The following is a 15,511-nucleotide window of genomic DNA, read 5'->3' on the forward strand; positions in this document are numbered from 1 at the left end:
GGGCGTCGGGCGCCCGCCGGGGCCACAGGGGTGATTACTTCAGTACGGAGTCGACCTTGACCTCGCCGCTGACCACCTTCTGCTTGGCCGCGTCGATCTTCTGCTTCACCTCGGCGGGCACGAGCGCGTCGTTGTAGACCAGGGCCACGCCCTCGTTGCTCAGGCCGTACACAACGGTTTCGCCGAACTTGATCTCGTCCTTCTCGTACTTCTTGGCCGAGTCGTAGACCGAGTTGCCGATCTGCTTGAGCATCGAGGCGAGCACGTGCTGCGGGTGCAGGCTGTTCTGGTCGGAGTCCACGCCGATCGCGTAGTGCTTGGTGTCGGCGGCCGCCTTCAGGATGCCGAGACCGGCGGGACCGGCCACGTTGTAGACGACGTCCGCACCGGAGTTGAACAGCGTCGTGGTCAGGTCGTACGCCTTCTGGGCGTCGTTGAAGTTGCCGACGAACGAGATGTTCACGTTGATTCCGGGATCCACCGAGGCCACGCCCTGCTTGAAGCCGACGATGAACTCCTGGATGCCGGGCAGGTCCTGGCCCGCGACGATGCCCACCTTCTTGTTGCCCTTGGACAGCGGGAACGACTTCGGGTCCAGCGAGGCGTTGGCGGCCAGCACGCCGGCCAGGTAGGAGCCCTCATTCTGGGCATACCGGATGGACAGGACGTTCGGCGCCTTGAGCTCGTCGTCGAAGAATACGTACTTCTGGTCGGGGTGCTGGGGGGCGACCGCGGCGAGATTGTCGTGCATGCCGGGACCGGTGAAGATCAGGTCGTACTGGCCGGAGGTGGAGACGGCCTCGAGGTTCTGCCGCCACAGCTGCGGGTCGCTCGGCGACGCCTGCAGCAGTTTCGTGCCGGCGCCCTCGGCCTTGAGCCGGTCGAAGCCGGCAGCGGCGGAGTCGTTGAAACCCTTGTCGCCGAGGTTGTCGGACATCACGTAGACGGCGTTGGTCCCGTCGCCCTTGCCGGCGGCGTTCGTGTCGCCGGACGAGCAGGCCGACAGCGTGACGGCGGCCGCGGCCACGGCCGCCAGGGCCACCAGCGAGGGCCGGCGGACATGCAGGTTCTTCATCATGGTGCCTTTCCTGAGGTGCGTTTCGGGGGTGCTGCGAACGGTCTGGGTCATGCGGACTCCCGGACGATGAGTTCGGCCTGGAGGGTCAGGACGACGTCCGAGCCGTCGCCGAATCCGGCATCGGCGAGTGCCAGGCGGGCCGCCTGGCCGCCCAGTTCGGCAGACGGCTGTCGCAGGGTGGTCAGGCTCGGGTTCACGTGCTGCGCGACGTCGAGGTCGTCGAACCCCAGCACAGCCACGTCGTCTGGCACCCGCAGTCCGGCCTCGCGCGCGGCGGTCAGCAGGCCGACGGCGCAGAGGTCGTTGGCGGCGAGGACCGCAGTCGGTGGCTCGCCCCCGACGAAGAGCTGGGCCGCGGCCTGCCGGCCGCCGGCGATGGTGAAGTCACCCTCCACCACCTGGGCGGGCAGACCGGCTTCGTCCATGACAGTCTGGTAGCCGGCGACCCGCTCGCGGGCGGAGGAGGCCGACATCGGACCGCTGACGCAGACGACGCGACGGTGGCCACGCGTGAGGAGGTGCTGCGTGCCGGCCGCCGCGGCCTGCACGTGGTCCACCCGGACGCAGCGAAGGTCGGTTTCCGGCAGAGAGCGGTCAATGAGCACCACGGCGGTGTGCCGAGCGATCGACAGCACCTGCGCTGCCACGGTGTCGGCGCTCGGGGTGAACAAGATGCACGGCGTGTCGAGATCGCTCATGGCTTGGAGGTATGCGACCTCTGCCTCGACGTCACCTCCGGTGCTGCAGACGACGATGTGCAGCCCCGCGGCGCGGGCGATCTCCTCCGCGCCGCGGGCGACCCGCGCGAAGAACGGGTTGCTTATGTCCGGCACTACGAGCGGCACGAGGGGCGACGCGCCTCCGCTCAGGGCCTGGGCGATGCGGCTCGGACGGTAGTCGAGACGGGCGGCCGCCTCCAGCACCCGGGTACGGGTCTCGCCCCGGAACGCCTTCGGATCACGAAGGATGCGCGACACCGTGGAGCGGTGCACACCCGCCGCCCTCGCGACATCGGCGATGGTCGCCATCTCCCCTGCACCTCCTCGTGCAACCGGTTGCGCAACCGGTTGCGAGGAACCATACGCCTTAAGACGCGATGGCTGTCAAGACACGAAACGAAGAATCCTCGGAGGCCGGCGGGGGCGCCGGCAACGCCTCCACCAGGCGTGTTACCGGCGGGTCGACCCGACGGCCGAGGCTAGGCCATCTAAGATCATGGATAGATGCGCCACTGCCGGCGAATGCGAACCCCTGCGGAGTGGTTATTCCGATCCCGACAACAAGCACAGCCAAGCTGGCTACAATACTGCGACGCAAATGATCCTCCTTGCTCATGAGGTGGGTGGAACGTGGGACGTCAGCTTTCGAGCAATCGCCCAAATGTGACGGAACATCGGGAAACGATCTGGCCCAGAGAATTTCCAACGAGACCGAGACTTGTCAGAACGCCAATAAGTCTTTTGCATAACGGTCTGCTGCCCCGCCCCACGGGCAGCGTCCGTTGAACTTGCCGGCAACCGGTCGGCGATGCCGCGGAGAGTTCATGCGGACCAGGCGTCCCCATCCGATGGCGACGGCGCGCGATGGACGCATGGGCTGCCGGGCCGCCCACCTCGAGAGGCTGCCATTCCGGGCACCATCTGCCAGGTTCCTAGCGCTGGGCACCCTGCCACCACGGCCCACTCCAGCCCGCTTCACACCAGTGGGTGCGGCGGCTCACCGGTAAGCGACGCCGGCGCGGCGGCCCGATGGTGGATAGGTAACGGCAGCGACGTCGCTTCGCCGGCCACTGGTCGCACGCCGTCTGGGCGAAGGTCCTGGGCGGCCACCGCCACGCCGCCCGCAGATTGCCCGACACCGCTCCCGGCATCGCCCACCCGCACAACCTCGCCTCTGGCCCGTTGACCACCACCCGGCCGCAGGTGACGCTTTACCCGATTGCGAGGCGTCTTTAAAGTGCCGGTTATGGCTTCTCATGCTGGTAGCAGCCTGTTCTCGGGGCTTGGTCGTCTGGTGGTCCTTGTTGACGACCCCGATGCAGCCCTGGCCTTCTACCAGGGCGTTCTCGGCTTCCGTGTCCTGCACGACCAGACGGCAGACGGATACCGCTATTTGCACGTCGGAGTGCCTGGCCAGGAGACAGTCGGCCTCTGGCTCATGACCGCCACCAGCGACCGCGAACGCGAACTGATCGGCCGACAGCGCGGCGGCCAGCCTCTCCTCGTCCTGTACACCGAAGACCTGGACGCGGTTCGCGAGCACCTGTGCAGGCACGGGGTGCGGGTGTGGAATGAACGGGAGGACGCCGACAGCCGGTCGCTGCACCTGGCCGACCTGTACGGGAACGTGATCATCGTGGCGCAGCTGCCCGAGTCAGCGATGTGATGCCGACGGTCACAGCCGTTCGTTGATGACGGCGAAGTGCTTGTTCTCGCCTACAGCGACCGGATCACCATCTGACAACCTCGATCACACCACACGCCCAGGCATGGAAATCAACGCGCTCCCGCCTGTGGGGCGGTCGGCCATGGCGGCCGACCGCCCCACAGGGGCATCAGATGATGGATCACCGTGCTGATGCCCTGTCGGTCGATTCGGGCGTTTCGGCGGCGACAGTTTCCGGGCGCGGCGCGGCGGTGCGCAGCGTGATCCCGGTGATAACAGCCCCGGCGGCGGCCACGACGCTGGCGCCGATGAAGACAGCTGAATAGCCGTCGGTCAGAGCCGGCACGTCACCGAGCTGGCCGGCGCCGTAGGAGGCGGCGACGGCGGTCATAGCGGCGAGCCCGAGGGCCGAGCCGACCTGGTAGCTGGTGTTGACGATGCCGGAGGCCAGCCCGCCCTCCTCGGGACGTGCGCTGGAGATCGCCGTGCCGAGGGACGGGATGAAGGCGAGTGACATGCCCAGCGCCGCGACGAGCGAGGCGGGCAGGACGTCCGCGACGAAGGTGCCGTCGGGACGGATCAGAGCGAGCCACCCGAGGCCGGCAGCGAGAACCGCGAGGCCGGTCACGACCATGGGCTTGGGGCCGAACCGGTTGATGGCCTTCGGCGCGAGGGCGATCATCCCGACCATGATGAGGACCGTCATCGGCAGCAGCGCGGCACCACTGGGGAAGGCGCTGTAGCCGAGGACCTGCTGCAGGTACAGGTTCAGGTAGAACCACATCGGAATCCACGCGGCGCCGAGCAGCAGCTGGGCCACGTTCGCGGCGGCGAGGTTCGGGGTACGGAAGATGGACAACCGCATCAGCGGCTCGCGGCGGGCCGCCTGGATGACGACGAACGCCACCAGCGCTGCCACGGCACCGGCCAGCGCCAGCCAGGTCTGGGAGGATGTCCAGCCGACTTCAGGTGCGCGGACGATGGCAAACACGGCGGCGCCGAGACCGACGGTGACGGTCAGTGCGCCCGCGACGTCGAGGGATCCACGTCGGGCGCCGCCCGACGGCATCAGCACCGGGGTCGCGAGGACGGCGAGCAGGGCGATGGGGATGTTGATGTAGAAGACCCAGGGCCAGCTGACGTACTCCGTGATGACCCCGCCGAGGAAGACGCCGGCGGTGCCACCGGCGGGCGCGGCAGCTCCGTACAGAGCCAGGGCCCGAGTGAGTTCCCGGGGCTCGGCACCGAAGAGCGTCATCAGCAAAGTCAGCGCCGAGGGCGCGATCAGGGCGGCGCCAGCGCCCTGGACAGCACGGGCGGCCAACTCGACGGCGACGCCGTCGGCCAGGCCCGCCGCGGCGGAGCCGACCAGGAGGATCAGCCAGCCGGCGGTGAACATCCGACGGGCGCCGAACAGGTCGGACAGCCGGCCGCCGAGCAGCAGCAGGCCGCCGAAGGCGACCACGTAGGCGTTGAACACCCAGGACAGGTTCTCCGGCGAGAAGCCGAGATCCGCCTGCATCCGAGGTAGGGCGACGCCGATGATCGACGTGTCCATGATGACGATGAACTGGGCGAGCGCGATGAGGCCGAGGGCCCACCAGCGCTTGTTTCCGTTAGACATCTCAACCACTCCTTTATGCCCCGGGGGGTATGGAACAGGGCGATGAATGTTTACCCCCCAGGGGTATGGCGCGTCAAGGTGACGAGCGTCAGCCACCCGCGGACAGCCCACCGCTTGCTACCCATACCCCCCAGGGGTAAGGTTCTGGCCTAGATGCAACACAGATCGGCGACCCACGCACGGCATCGCAGGGACGGTGATCACCAGCGACAGCGAGGCCGGACCAGAGGTGACGGCTCCGGCACATCGGATGGTCGACGCGGCCCAGACCATCGATGGCGCATCGGTCACAGGTTCTGCGCACGGCCTGGGCAGCAGCCCAACGCCGGGGGCGCCGGGGGTCACTCGCGGTCGACGGGCTCGTCCGCTCCCGATCAGCGTTGCCCACCACGGAAGTAAGGGAGATCAGACATGTGCACCAGCGAAAGTACGTGCGGCTGCGCCACCGGCGTTGACACGGTCGGCTCGACCGCCACCGCCCCGGACGGCATCCGCACCACCTACGCGGTGTCCGGGATGACCTGCGGCGGCTGCGCCAAGTCCGTGAGCAGTCACGTCAGCGCGTTGGCCGGCGTCACCGGCGTCGAGGTCGACGTGACCCGCGGCGTGGTCACCGTGATCAGCGACGCCGCTCCGGAGACCGCCGACGTCCGCAGCGCGGTCGAGCAGGCCGGCTACCAACTGGTCAGTTGACCACCCGGGTCGGCCGAGTCCAGCCCAGTCGCGGGCGGACTCGGCCGACCCCACCGCCGCTTCCACCAGCACCTACGCTGCCTGCGGACCCGACGCCCCGACCACCGCCATGGCGGGAAGTCCATGTCAAGGCGCCGTTGGCCTCCCTGGCTGAACCCGGGTGAGCATCGGCGACCACGGCCCTCCACCCCACGGATTCGTGCCCTGGCGGCACCAGGCTCGGGAATGCCCTTACCGCCGTCCAGTCGCAAGCGGTGGATGCGAGCACGAGACGGCGGCCTCACCGCCCTCAGGGCAGGTCACCGGACGGTGACGATGGCTGACTCGGCTTCGCCGACGCCGCCGCAGATGGCGACCAGGCCCCTCCCCCCGCCCCGCCGGCGCAGCTCGTTGATCATCGTCATCACCAGCCGGCCGCCCGTCGCGCCCGTGGGGTGACCGACCGCGACAGCCCCGCCGTTGACGTTCGTCCGCTCACGCAGCCGCAGCGCCTTCTCCCGGTCCCCGTCCGCCAGAACGAGTGTCGTGACCAGGGGCACCGCCGCGAACGCCTCGTTGACTTCGATCAGGTCGATGTCCGCCAGGGTCAGGCCGGCCCGGGCCAGTGCCCGCTGGGCCGCCCGCGCGGGCATCGACGCCAGGCGTTGCGGATCGCCGGACACCTGGGTACACGCGCTGATGGTGGCCAGGCCGGTGGTACCGCGCCGGGTCGCCTCCGCCGTACTGGCCAGCACCAGGGCCACCGCGCCGGTACCCATGTTGGGCGCGTTGCCCGCCGTCACCGTTGCGCTGCCGTAGACAGTCCGCAGCGCGGCCAGTTGCTCTGCTGTGGTGTCGGGCCGCGGTACCTCGTCGGCGGCCAGCCGTACGGGGCGGCCGGTCCGGTCCGGCACGTCCACCGGCACGATCTCATCGTCGAAGCAGCCACGGGCCAGGGCGTCCGCGTACCGTTGCTGGCTGCGCAGCGCCCAGTCGTCCTGTTCGGCGCGGTCCACCCCGTGCTCGGTGGCTTCGACGCCAGCCTGCACGGCCCGGGGTACCCCCGTGTGCGGGCAGGAGACGACGAGTTGGTCGGTGAGCACGATGTCGCCGATCCGGTTGCCGAAGCGGGCCTCATGCACGAAGTACGGCACCCGGCTCAGGTTCTCCACGGCGCCGGCGACGCTCAGCGCGGTGTCGTTCAGCCGCAGTCCCCGGCTGGCCAGCGTGATCGCCGCAAGCGACGAGCAGCAGGCCCGGTCGACGGTGAACGCCACCTTCTCCTCGGGGATGCCGGCCCGCAGCAGCACCTGCCGGGCCACCGAGCGCTCGGAGCCGGGGAAGTTCACCCCGAACGCCAGCTCGTCGACGTCCGCGCCGGTCAGCCCGGCGCGGTCCAGCACGGCGCCCACCGGGATCGCGCCGAGGTCGGGCAGGGGCAGGTCACGAAGGGCGCCGCCGAAGCGGCCGAACGGGGTACGGCCCGTGGCGAGGACGACGACATCGTCGGTCATGGGGACTTCCTCTCGAAAACGTCGGCGGTCCACGCCGCCCGGCGGTACGGAGCCAACGCCTGGGTGCGCAGCTGTGCGATGCGCCGCCCGTACCAGGCCACGCCGCTCTCTTCGGTGAACGCCATCGCGCCGTACGCCTGGAAGGTGTGGTACGTGGTGGTACGGGCCGCACGGGCGGCGGAAAGGACGGCGGCGCGGGCGGCCCACGCGGCGTCCGCACTGCCGTCCGCCAGGCGGGACGCGGCCCGGCTGGTCAGGGCCCGCGCGGCGGCCAGTCCGATGTCGGCCTCGGCGAGCGGGAAGGCCACGCCCTGGAAGTCGCCCAGCGGCCGGCGGAACTGGTGGCGGCTGGCCACGTACTCGGCGGCGTCCCGAACCAGCCGGGCACCGGCTCCGACAAGTTGCGCGGCGAGCGCCAGGTCGCCCAGGGCGAGCGCGCCGCACTCGTCGGGGACGCGCCGGCGGGGTGCCAGCGGCACCTCGGCCCATAGCTCACCGGTGAGCATCGGTACCGGCACCGCCTCACCGGCCGGCTCACACTCCCAGAGGCCGTCGTCGGTGAGCGCGAAGAACACGGTGGCGCGGTGTCCCCAGGGCAGCGGGCCGCCGGTACCCACGGTGGCGATGCCGTTCGCCGGCGGTTCGGCGGCGGCGCGGGTCGCCAGGACGGTTTCCCAGAGCGGGCCGGGGCAGCCGAGGCCGCCCAACTCCTCCATGACAGCGGCGATCTCGCCGGCCACCTCGGTGCCCTCGGCTGCGAGGCCAAGGAACCCGATGTCGGCGAGGTCCTGCCAGGTCTGCTCGGGAAACCCGTCGCCGGGCAGGTGGCGCCAACCCTCCTCATGGCGCCGGCACAGCGTGCGTACCGCCTCCGCGAACTCGCGCGGCTGCTGGCCGTAGTCCACCTCAAGCGTCACGGGTGACCTCCCGTAGGGCACGTTTGTCCACCTTCATCGCAGGGGTCATCGGCAGCGCGTCGAGCACGTGGAACCGGCGAGGCACCTTGTACCCGGCCAGGGCGGCGCGGCAATGCTCGCGCAGCCCGTCGGGATCCACCCCTCGACCGGGGTGTGGTACGACGGCGGCCTCCACCCGTTCGCCCCACAGCGGGTCGTCCGCGCCGAACACCGCCACCTGGTGGACCTGCGGATGCCGGGCGATCACGTTCTCCACCTCAATCGGGAAGACGTTCTCGCCCCCTGAGATGATCATGTCTTTGGCGCGGCCGGCCAGGTGCAGGAAGCCGTTCTCGTCGAGCCAGCCGAGGTCACCGGAGCGGATCGCACCGTCGACCGCCGTGGCACGGGTCTGTTCCGGCCGCGCCCAGTACCCGGACATCTGCCACGGGGCGCGGACCAGTACCTCCCCGACGCTGCCCCGGGGCACGTCGTGGCCAGCGTCGTCGACGATGCGGATCGACACGCCCGGCACCGGGCGACCCAGCCCCCGGTCGACGCCGTCCTCCTGTTCCCAGGAGCGAACCCGGGCCACCGCGCCGAACTCGGTGGCGCCGTACCCGGTGATCAGGCGGGCCCGCGGAAACGCGGCGCGCAGCCGACCAGGGAAGGCGGGCACGCTGGCGGTAGAGCCGAACAGCACCCGGCGGATCGAGGCACCGTGCTCCGCACCGAAGCCGGGATGCTCCAGCAGCCGCAACAACGCGGTGGGTGCGCCGAACAGCCGGGTGGGCCGGCCGGTGGCGAGCGCGTCGAGGACAGCGGCCTCGTCAAAACGCGGCAGCAGCCAGGCGGTGCCGCCCGCGAACAGGGTCGCGAACACGATCGTGGCGACCGCGATGTGGAAGAACGGGGAGAAGTACAGCTCCACATCAGTACGCCGGATCTCCATCTGCGCCTGGCAGGACGCGGCGTACTGGTACAGCGCCGAATGGGTCCAGGTGGCGCCCTTCGGTTCGCCGGTGGTGCCGCCGGTACCGATGATCATCGCGGCCGCTTCGTCGCGGAACCCGGGCGACGACGAGGCGGGCGTCACGACGGTCAGCGACATCCGGCCGGCCAACGGCCCGGGAGCGCTGGCCGAAGGCAGCGTGGCCAGGCCACAGCCCAGCTTGGCCGCCAGCCCGGTGTCGGGTTCGGCGGCCAGCAACTGGGCCGGGCAGAGCGGGGCCAGGAAGGCGTACGCCTCGGGCGGGGCGAGTCGGATGTTCAGCGGTACCGCGACCGCCCCGGCGGCCATCACCCCGAACAGCGCGGCCAGGTGCGGGGCGCCGGGCGCCAGCGCGGTGACCACCCGGTCGCCGGGGGCGACGCCGAGGGCGCGCAGCGCGGCGGCGTGCTCCTCGATCGCGGTCCACAGTTCCGCGTAGGTGTACTCGCCGACCGCGTCGATCAGCGCCGGCGCGTTCGGCGCGTGCCGCGCGTGATCGGCGAGCACGTCCAGGTACCTGGTCATCGACGTCCTCCCAGCCCGAGCGCCTCGCGGGCCAGCACGCCCAGCATGATTTCCGAGGTGCCTCCGGCGATGGTCTCCATGAAGGTCTCGTGCCACAGGAAACTCGGCGTGCCGGTGCGGGCGGCCCCGGTATCGCCGACGTCGAACGGCAGCCGCGCAATGCGTTGCAGGGTCCTGCTGCCCAACAGCTTTGCCCGCGCCGCCTGCGCGGCGCCGTCGTGGCCGGCCTCCAGGGCCGCGAGGGTACTCATGGCCGCCACCTCCACCTCGGCCACGTCCAGCGCGATGTCGGCGATGTCGGCGCGGGTCCGGGCATCGACCGACCAGCCCCGCTCGGTCGACCAGCGCAGCAGATCCTCGAAGTCGCGGCGGACCCGGCCGGGCAGCACCATCAGATGCCGCTCGACGGCCAGCGCGGCCCGGATCAGCCGCCACGCCTCGCCTTCGGCACCGATCCGGTTCTCCTGCGGCACGTGCACGCCGTCGAGGCTCACCTCGTTGAGCCGATGCCCGTCGATGGTGTGGATCGGCCGGATCTGCACCCCGGGCGAGGTGAGGTCGAGCATCAACAGGGTGTGACCGCTTTCCGGGGTACGGCACAGCAGCCACAGGTAGTCGGAGTTGTGCGCGTCGGAGGTCCACCGCTTCTCGCCGGTAACCCGGTACCCGTCGCCGTCGGGAACCGCCCGGGTGCGTACCGCGGCCAGGTCCGATCCGGCTTCCGGCTCCGAGTATCCCAACGCGAAGCTGATCTCGCCCCGGCCGATGCCGGGCAGGAAGCGGGCCCGTTGCTCGTCCGTGCCGTGCCCGATGATGGTCTTCGCGACGATCCCGGCGGCCAGGTCGGGGCGTACCGCGCGGGCGTAGGCCAGCTCGTCCCAGACGATGAACTCGGTGGAGGGCCACGCGTCCTGCCCGCCCCACTCACCCGGCCAGGCCAGCCGTAGCCAGCCGCGCCGGCCGAGTTCGCGGTACAGCTCGCGGCTGGCGCCGCCGCGGCCGTGGAAGTACTGCATCGGGTCGCGCTGGTGCGCGTGTTCGGCCAGGAAGGCCCGCACCTCCTCGCGCAGGCGTTCCTGATCGGTGGTGAAGGCCCACCTCATGCGGGCACCTCGACATTCCACTGCGGCGGGCGTCGCTGCACGAAGGCGCGCGCACCCTCGATGAAGTCGGGGTGGGTCCACTGCCGGCGGGCCAGTTCCCAGCCGTACTCCAGGGCCTCCTGGTGCGGCCGTTCGGCGGCGCCCCAGACGGCCTGCTTCGAGAGCGACACCGCACTCGGAGAGTTCGCGGCGATGGCCGCGGCCAGTTCCCGCGCGGTGTCCATCAGGCCGGCCGCCGGCACCAGTTCGTCGACCAGACCAAGCTGGTACGCGCGGGTCGCGTCGAGCCGAAACCCCCGGCCCGCCAGCGTCATCCGCAGCACGGTGCCCAGCGGTAGGCGGCGAGCCAGTCCGATGTTCTCCACCGCACCGACCTGGCCGACGCTGACATGGGTGTCCATGAACTGGGCATGCTCGGCGGCCACGACGATGTCGGCGTCCGCGACGAAGTGCAGCCCACCTCCGGCGACCAGCCCGTTCACGGCACAGATGACGGGCTTCCACACCTGGTTCTGCAACGGTGACCAGACGATGTCCTCGGCCACCGTGCCATGCCCGGACGAGGTCGTACCGTTGTCGGCCACCTCGCGGACGTCGGCGCCGGTGCAGAAGTGCCGGTCCCCGGTGCCGGTGACGATGACCACCCGTACCGACGGATCGTCGCGTACCTTCGCCCACAACTCGCGCAGCCGGGGCCGCATCCGCCGGGACAGCGCGTTGCCCACCTCCGGCCGGTTGAGTCGGATGGTGGCGATGCCGTCGCGCTCGTCGTACTCGATGTCCTCGTTCGTCATGTCGCTAACCCACGATCCGCTCGGCGCGCAGCCGTTCGATGTCTCTGATGGAAAGTCCGAGGCCGGCGAGGAGCTCGTCGGTGTGCCGGCCGTACCCGACCGGCGGGCCCGGCGGCACCGCGGCGGTCCGGGAGAACCGCGGCGCGGGTGCCGGCTGGGGCGTACCCGCGACCGGCACCAGCGTGCCCCGGGCGGCCAGATGCGGGTGACCGACGGCCTCGGTCATCGACAGCACCGGCGTCACGCAGGCGTCGGTACCGTCGAACACCGCAGTCCACTCGTCCCGGGTGCGGGCGGCGAAGATCCGGGCGAACGCGGCGGCCGATGCGGGCCAGCGCTCCCGGTCGTGCTGCGGATGGTCGTCGGCCGTCACCCCGAGCCCGGACAGCAGCTGGGCGTAGAACTGCGGCTCGATCGCGCCGACCGCCATGAAGCCACCGTCGCTGGTGCGGTACGTGCGGTAGAAGTGCGCCGAGCCGTCGAGCACGTTGCTCTCCCGCCGGTCCGACCAGGTGCCGGCGGCCAGCATCCCGTGGAACATCGCGGTCAGCGAGACCGCACCGTCCACCATGGCCGCGTCGATGACCTGCCCGGCGCCGGAGCGCTCCCGTTCCCGCAGCGCGCAGGCGATGCCGAAGGCCAGGTACATCGCGCCGCCGCCGAAGTCGCCGACCAGGTTCAACGGCACCGGCGGTGGCAGCTCGGCCGGCCCCATCGGGTGCAGCGCTCCGGCGATCCCGATGTAGTTGATGTCGTGCCCGGCCCGCTGGGCCAGCGGCCCGTCCTGCCCCCAGCCGGTCATCCGCGCGTAGATCAGCCCCGGATTGCGTTCCAGGCAGGGCTGCGGGCCGGCGCCCAGCCGCTCCATCACGCCGGGCCGCATCCCCTCCATCAGCACGTCGGCGCCTTCCGCGAGGCGCAGCAACAGGTCCACGCCCTCGGACCGCTTGAGGTCCAGTGCCACGGTGCGCCGGTGCCGGTGCCGCGGATCCGTCTCGACGCTCGCTCCCGCACCCGGCGCGGGGGCGCCCACCCGGTCGACCCGGATCACCTCGGCGCCCATGTCGGCCAGCAGCATCCCGGCGAACGGCACCGGGCCCAGCGCCGCCACCTCGATGATCCGTACCCCCTGCAGCGGCCCGGACATGACATTTCCTCCGATGTGTGCTGTGTTCATCGCAGTGCCGAGACCCCGAGCAGGTGCTTGCCCAGGTGCAGGATCTGGATCTGGCTGGTGCCCTCGGGGATGGTCGCCTCCCGCGCGTCGCGGAAGTAGCGCTCCACCGGGGACTCCTCCATCAGCCCGGCCCCGCCGTGCACCTGCAACGCGAGCGTCGCGGCCTGACCAGCGGCCTCGCCGCAGTAGTACTTGGCCATCGAGCACTCGTACCGGCCCGGCAGCCCGGCGTCGAGCGTGCGGGCCGCCTGATAGCCCAGCAGCCGGGCGGTCTCGGTGAGCGTGGCGACCTGCACCACCATCTCCTGCACCAGCTGGAATCCGGCGATCGGGCGGCCGAACTGTTCCCGGGTACGGGCGAAGTCCACGCAGGACTCCAGGCAGGCCTGGGCCAGCCCGACCGCGCCCATCGCCATGTTCAACCGGCCCAGGTTGACGCCGGACATCGCCAGGGCCAGCCCACGACCCAACTCGCCCAGCAGATTGGCTGCCGGAATCCGGGTCTGGTCGAAGACCAGCTCACAGCTGGTCGTGGCCCGCAGCGGCATGTGCGGGATGTCGTAGGCCTGGTACTCCGACTCCGTCCGGTCCACCAGGAACGCGCTGACCTCGCCGGTGTCCGGCACCCGGGCCAGCACGACCCCGAAGTCGCCGGCCAGGGCGTTGGTGATGTAGAGCTTCCGCCCGTTGATGACATAGTCGTCCCCGTCGCGCCGCGCCGTCGTGCGCAGCGCACCGGCGTCGGAACCCGCGTCGGGTTCGGTGAGCGCGAACCAGCCGAACCGTTGCCCGGCCAGCAGCGGCCGGAGGAACCGCTCCTTCTGCTCCGGCGTGCCGGCCGTGCTCAGTACCCGGGCCACCATGCTCTGCACGTTGAGCGTGGTGCGCAGCGAACCCCAGCAGCGGCCGGCCTCCTGCATCAGCAGCGCCTGCGCCATGTGGCTGGCGCCGTCGCCGCCGTCCGCCTCCGGTACCACGCCGCGCACGTACCCGAACTCGTACAGCTCGGCCAGCCGATGCCAGGGAAAGGTACGCGCGCGTTCGTGCTCGGTCACGATCGGCGCGATCTTCGCGTCGAGGTACGAGCGCACGCTGTCGCGCAGCAGCCGCTCGTCCTCACTCAGCAGGACATCCATCGCCGCCTCCTCAGCTGAACCGGCCGCCGGTGACGTGCAGCACGTCCCCGGTGACGAACGAGGCTGCCGGCGAGGCGAGATACAGCGCGGCGGCGGAGATGTCCTCGGGGGTGCCGAGGCGGCGAATCGAGTTGGCGCGCTCCGCCCGTTCCGCGATGGCGTCGAACTTCGGGTGCCGGCGGACGGTCTCGGTGGCGATCAGGCCGGGGGCGATGGCGTTGACCGTGATGTTGTGCTTGCCGAGCTCCTTGGCCAGGGTACGGGTCAGGCCGACGATGCCGGCCTTGGCCGCCGCGTAGTTCGCCTGCCCCGGGTTGCCCAGGTACGCGCGGGAGCTGATGTTGATGAGCCGTCCGTAGCCGCGCTCGATCATGCCCGGCGCCACCGCACGGCTGCACGCGAAGGTGCCGTACAGGCACACGTTGAGCACCTGGTGCCAGTCTTCGTCACTCATCGACACCAGCGGCCGGTCCACCGGGAAGCCGGCGTTGTTGACCAGGATGTCGATGCGGCCGTGGCGGGCGCTCACCTCGGCGGCCATCGCGTCGATGCTCTGCCGGGACGTCACGTCCAGCACGTGCGGATGTGCGTCGACGCCGTCCGCGGCGAGTTGCTCGGCACCGCGGGCGGCGGGTTCGGCGGCGATGTCGGCGACGATCACGATGGCGCCGGCCATCCCGAGTTCCCGGCTGATGGCCAGGCCCAGTCCGCCCGCTCCACCGGTGACCACGGCCACCTGACCATGGAGCGTCTGTGTTGAAACCGAGGCCGTAGCCGTCATGTGCGGTACTCCCTGTCTTTCGGAGGTTGGTGGTCGGCCCAGGACTCGTCCTGACCGACGAGTTCGGTGCGACCGGCGAGCATTTTTGTGATCCGCTCGCAGCATTCGCGCAGCAGCCGCCCGTACAAGGCGGATTGTTGTTCGTCCATCTCACTGGTGAAAGCCACTGCGGCGGCTACCAGCCGGATCCGCCCGTCCGGCCCGAAGATCGGCGCGGCGACGGTGCTGACGCCCAGCGCGTAGCCCTCGTGGTCAACTGCGAAACCCTGCTCGCGTACCCGTTCCAGCTCGCGCAGAAAGATCTCCTTGCGGGCGACGCTCTTGCTGGTGAACAACTGCAGCCCGGTGGCCAGCGCGGCATTGACCTGCGAGGGCTGGTCGTAGGCGAGGAAGACCCGGCCGAACGAGCCGCCCTGGATCGGCACCGGCGTGCCGACCTGCAGGGTGATGCGTACCCGGTGCGGGCGCTCCAGCTTGTCGACCAGGATGATCTCGGTCAGGCTGATCCGCCGGTACAGCACGATCGTGGCGTTCATCTGGTCCAGCAGTTTGGCCAGGCTGCGCTTGGCGATGCTGACGTCGTTCATCTGGTTGGCCGCGGCGGCGCCGAGTTCGACCAGCGCGGGGCCGAGCTGGTAGCCCTGCCCGGCGTCGTCGTACTGGACGAGATTCTCGGCCAGCAGGGTGCGCAGGATGTAATAGGTGGTGCTCTTGTTCATGCCGGTGGCTTCCACCGTCTTCGCCAGCGACATTGAGTCCTGCGCCGCGAGCAGCCGCAGCACCCGTACGGCCCGTTCGATGGCGGGGACCCGATATTCCTCGGTCATGGCAGCGT

Annotated in this window: 14 protein-coding genes; 2 read left to right on the plus strand and 12 right to left on the minus strand. The window is 70.4% G+C overall.

Going from position 1 to position 15,511, the window contains the following annotated elements:
• Positions 1-34 precede the first annotated feature (34 nt).
• Together GA0070608_RS28275 and GA0070608_RS28280 are read right to left on the minus strand one after the other, a co-directional pair.
• Positions 35-1,129, minus strand: a complete 1,095-nt coding sequence (locus tag GA0070608_RS28275; protein ID WP_091632061.1) for a BMP family lipoprotein — start codon at positions 1,127-1,129, stop codon at positions 35-37.
• Positions 1,126-2,106: a LacI family DNA-binding transcriptional regulator gene (locus GA0070608_RS28280; RefSeq protein ID WP_091632064.1), complete on the minus strand. Its 981-nt coding sequence runs from the start codon at positions 2,104-2,106 to the stop codon at positions 1,126-1,128. The genes GA0070608_RS28275 and GA0070608_RS28280 overlap by 4 nt, the downstream gene beginning before the upstream one ends.
• A gap of 937 nt (positions 2,107-3,043) precedes the next feature.
• On the opposite strand from GA0070608_RS28280, the gene GA0070608_RS28285 reads away from it, so the two are divergent.
• Positions 3,044-3,463: a VOC family protein gene (locus GA0070608_RS28285; protein ID WP_141719575.1), complete on the plus strand. Its 420-nt coding sequence runs from the start codon at positions 3,044-3,046 to the stop codon at positions 3,461-3,463.
• Between the two features lie 181 nt (positions 3,464-3,644).
• Here the strand turns inward: GA0070608_RS28285 and GA0070608_RS28290 are convergent, their stop codons facing one another.
• Complete coding sequence (locus GA0070608_RS28290; RefSeq protein WP_091632074.1) at positions 3,645-5,087, minus strand: MFS transporter; 1,443 nt, start codon at positions 5,085-5,087, stop codon at positions 3,645-3,647.
• A gap of 411 nt (positions 5,088-5,498) precedes the next feature.
• On the opposite strand from GA0070608_RS28290, the gene GA0070608_RS28295 reads away from it, so the two are divergent.
• Positions 5,499-5,780, plus strand: a complete 282-nt coding sequence (locus tag GA0070608_RS28295; protein WP_091632079.1) for a heavy-metal-associated domain-containing protein — start codon at positions 5,499-5,501, stop codon at positions 5,778-5,780.
• Between the two features lie 299 nt (positions 5,781-6,079).
• Here the strand turns inward: GA0070608_RS28295 and GA0070608_RS28300 are convergent, their stop codons facing one another.
• From GA0070608_RS28300 to GA0070608_RS28340, 9 genes are read right to left on the minus strand one after another with little or no spacing between them, the layout of a single operon-like run.
• Positions 6,080-7,273: a thiolase family protein gene (locus tag GA0070608_RS28300; RefSeq protein ID WP_091632086.1), complete on the minus strand. Its 1,194-nt coding sequence runs from the start codon at positions 7,271-7,273 to the stop codon at positions 6,080-6,082.
• On the minus strand, positions 7,270-8,190 hold the full coding sequence (locus GA0070608_RS28305) for an acyl-CoA dehydrogenase family protein (RefSeq protein ID WP_141719576.1): 921 nt from the start codon (positions 8,188-8,190) through the stop codon (positions 7,270-7,272). The genes GA0070608_RS28300 and GA0070608_RS28305 overlap by 4 nt, the downstream gene beginning before the upstream one ends.
• Entirely contained in the window at positions 8,180-9,685 is a 1,506-nt protein-coding gene (locus GA0070608_RS28310) for a class I adenylate-forming enzyme family protein (RefSeq protein WP_091632092.1), read from the minus strand. The genes GA0070608_RS28305 and GA0070608_RS28310 overlap by 11 nt, the downstream gene beginning before the upstream one ends.
• A complete protein-coding gene (locus tag GA0070608_RS28315) occupies positions 9,682-10,788 on the minus strand; it encodes an acyl-CoA dehydrogenase family protein (protein ID WP_091632097.1) in 1,107 nt (368 codons plus the stop codon). Before GA0070608_RS28315 ends, GA0070608_RS28310 begins: the two co-directional genes overlap by 4 nt.
• Positions 10,785-11,582, minus strand: coding sequence for an enoyl-CoA hydratase/isomerase family protein (locus GA0070608_RS28320; protein WP_091632100.1), 798 nt, complete (start codon positions 11,580-11,582; stop codon positions 10,785-10,787). The genes GA0070608_RS28315 and GA0070608_RS28320 overlap by 4 nt, the downstream gene beginning before the upstream one ends.
• 4 nt (positions 11,583-11,586) lie before the next feature.
• Complete coding sequence (locus tag GA0070608_RS28325; protein WP_281186185.1) at positions 11,587-12,744, minus strand: CaiB/BaiF CoA transferase family protein; 1,158 nt, start codon at positions 12,742-12,744, stop codon at positions 11,587-11,589.
• 11 nt (positions 12,745-12,755) lie between these two features.
• The gene (locus GA0070608_RS28330; protein ID WP_091632106.1) at positions 12,756-13,895 is read right to left on the minus strand and encodes an acyl-CoA dehydrogenase family protein; all 1,140 of its coding nucleotides are present in this window, start codon (positions 13,893-13,895) and stop codon (positions 12,756-12,758) included.
• A gap of 10 nt (positions 13,896-13,905) precedes the next feature.
• Complete coding sequence (locus GA0070608_RS28335) at positions 13,906-14,631, minus strand: SDR family NAD(P)-dependent oxidoreductase (RefSeq protein WP_245715984.1); 726 nt, start codon at positions 14,629-14,631, stop codon at positions 13,906-13,908.
• Between the two features lie 41 nt (positions 14,632-14,672).
• Positions 14,673-15,503 (minus strand): IclR family transcriptional regulator, encoded by an 831-nt coding sequence (locus GA0070608_RS28340; RefSeq protein WP_176733879.1) that lies wholly within the window; start codon positions 15,501-15,503, stop codon positions 14,673-14,675.
• Positions 15,504-15,511: the final 8 nt, after the last annotated feature.

It is taken from the genome of Micromonospora peucetia, assembly GCF_900091625.1.
Lineage (GTDB): Bacteria > Actinomycetota > Actinomycetes > Mycobacteriales > Micromonosporaceae > Micromonospora > Micromonospora peucetia.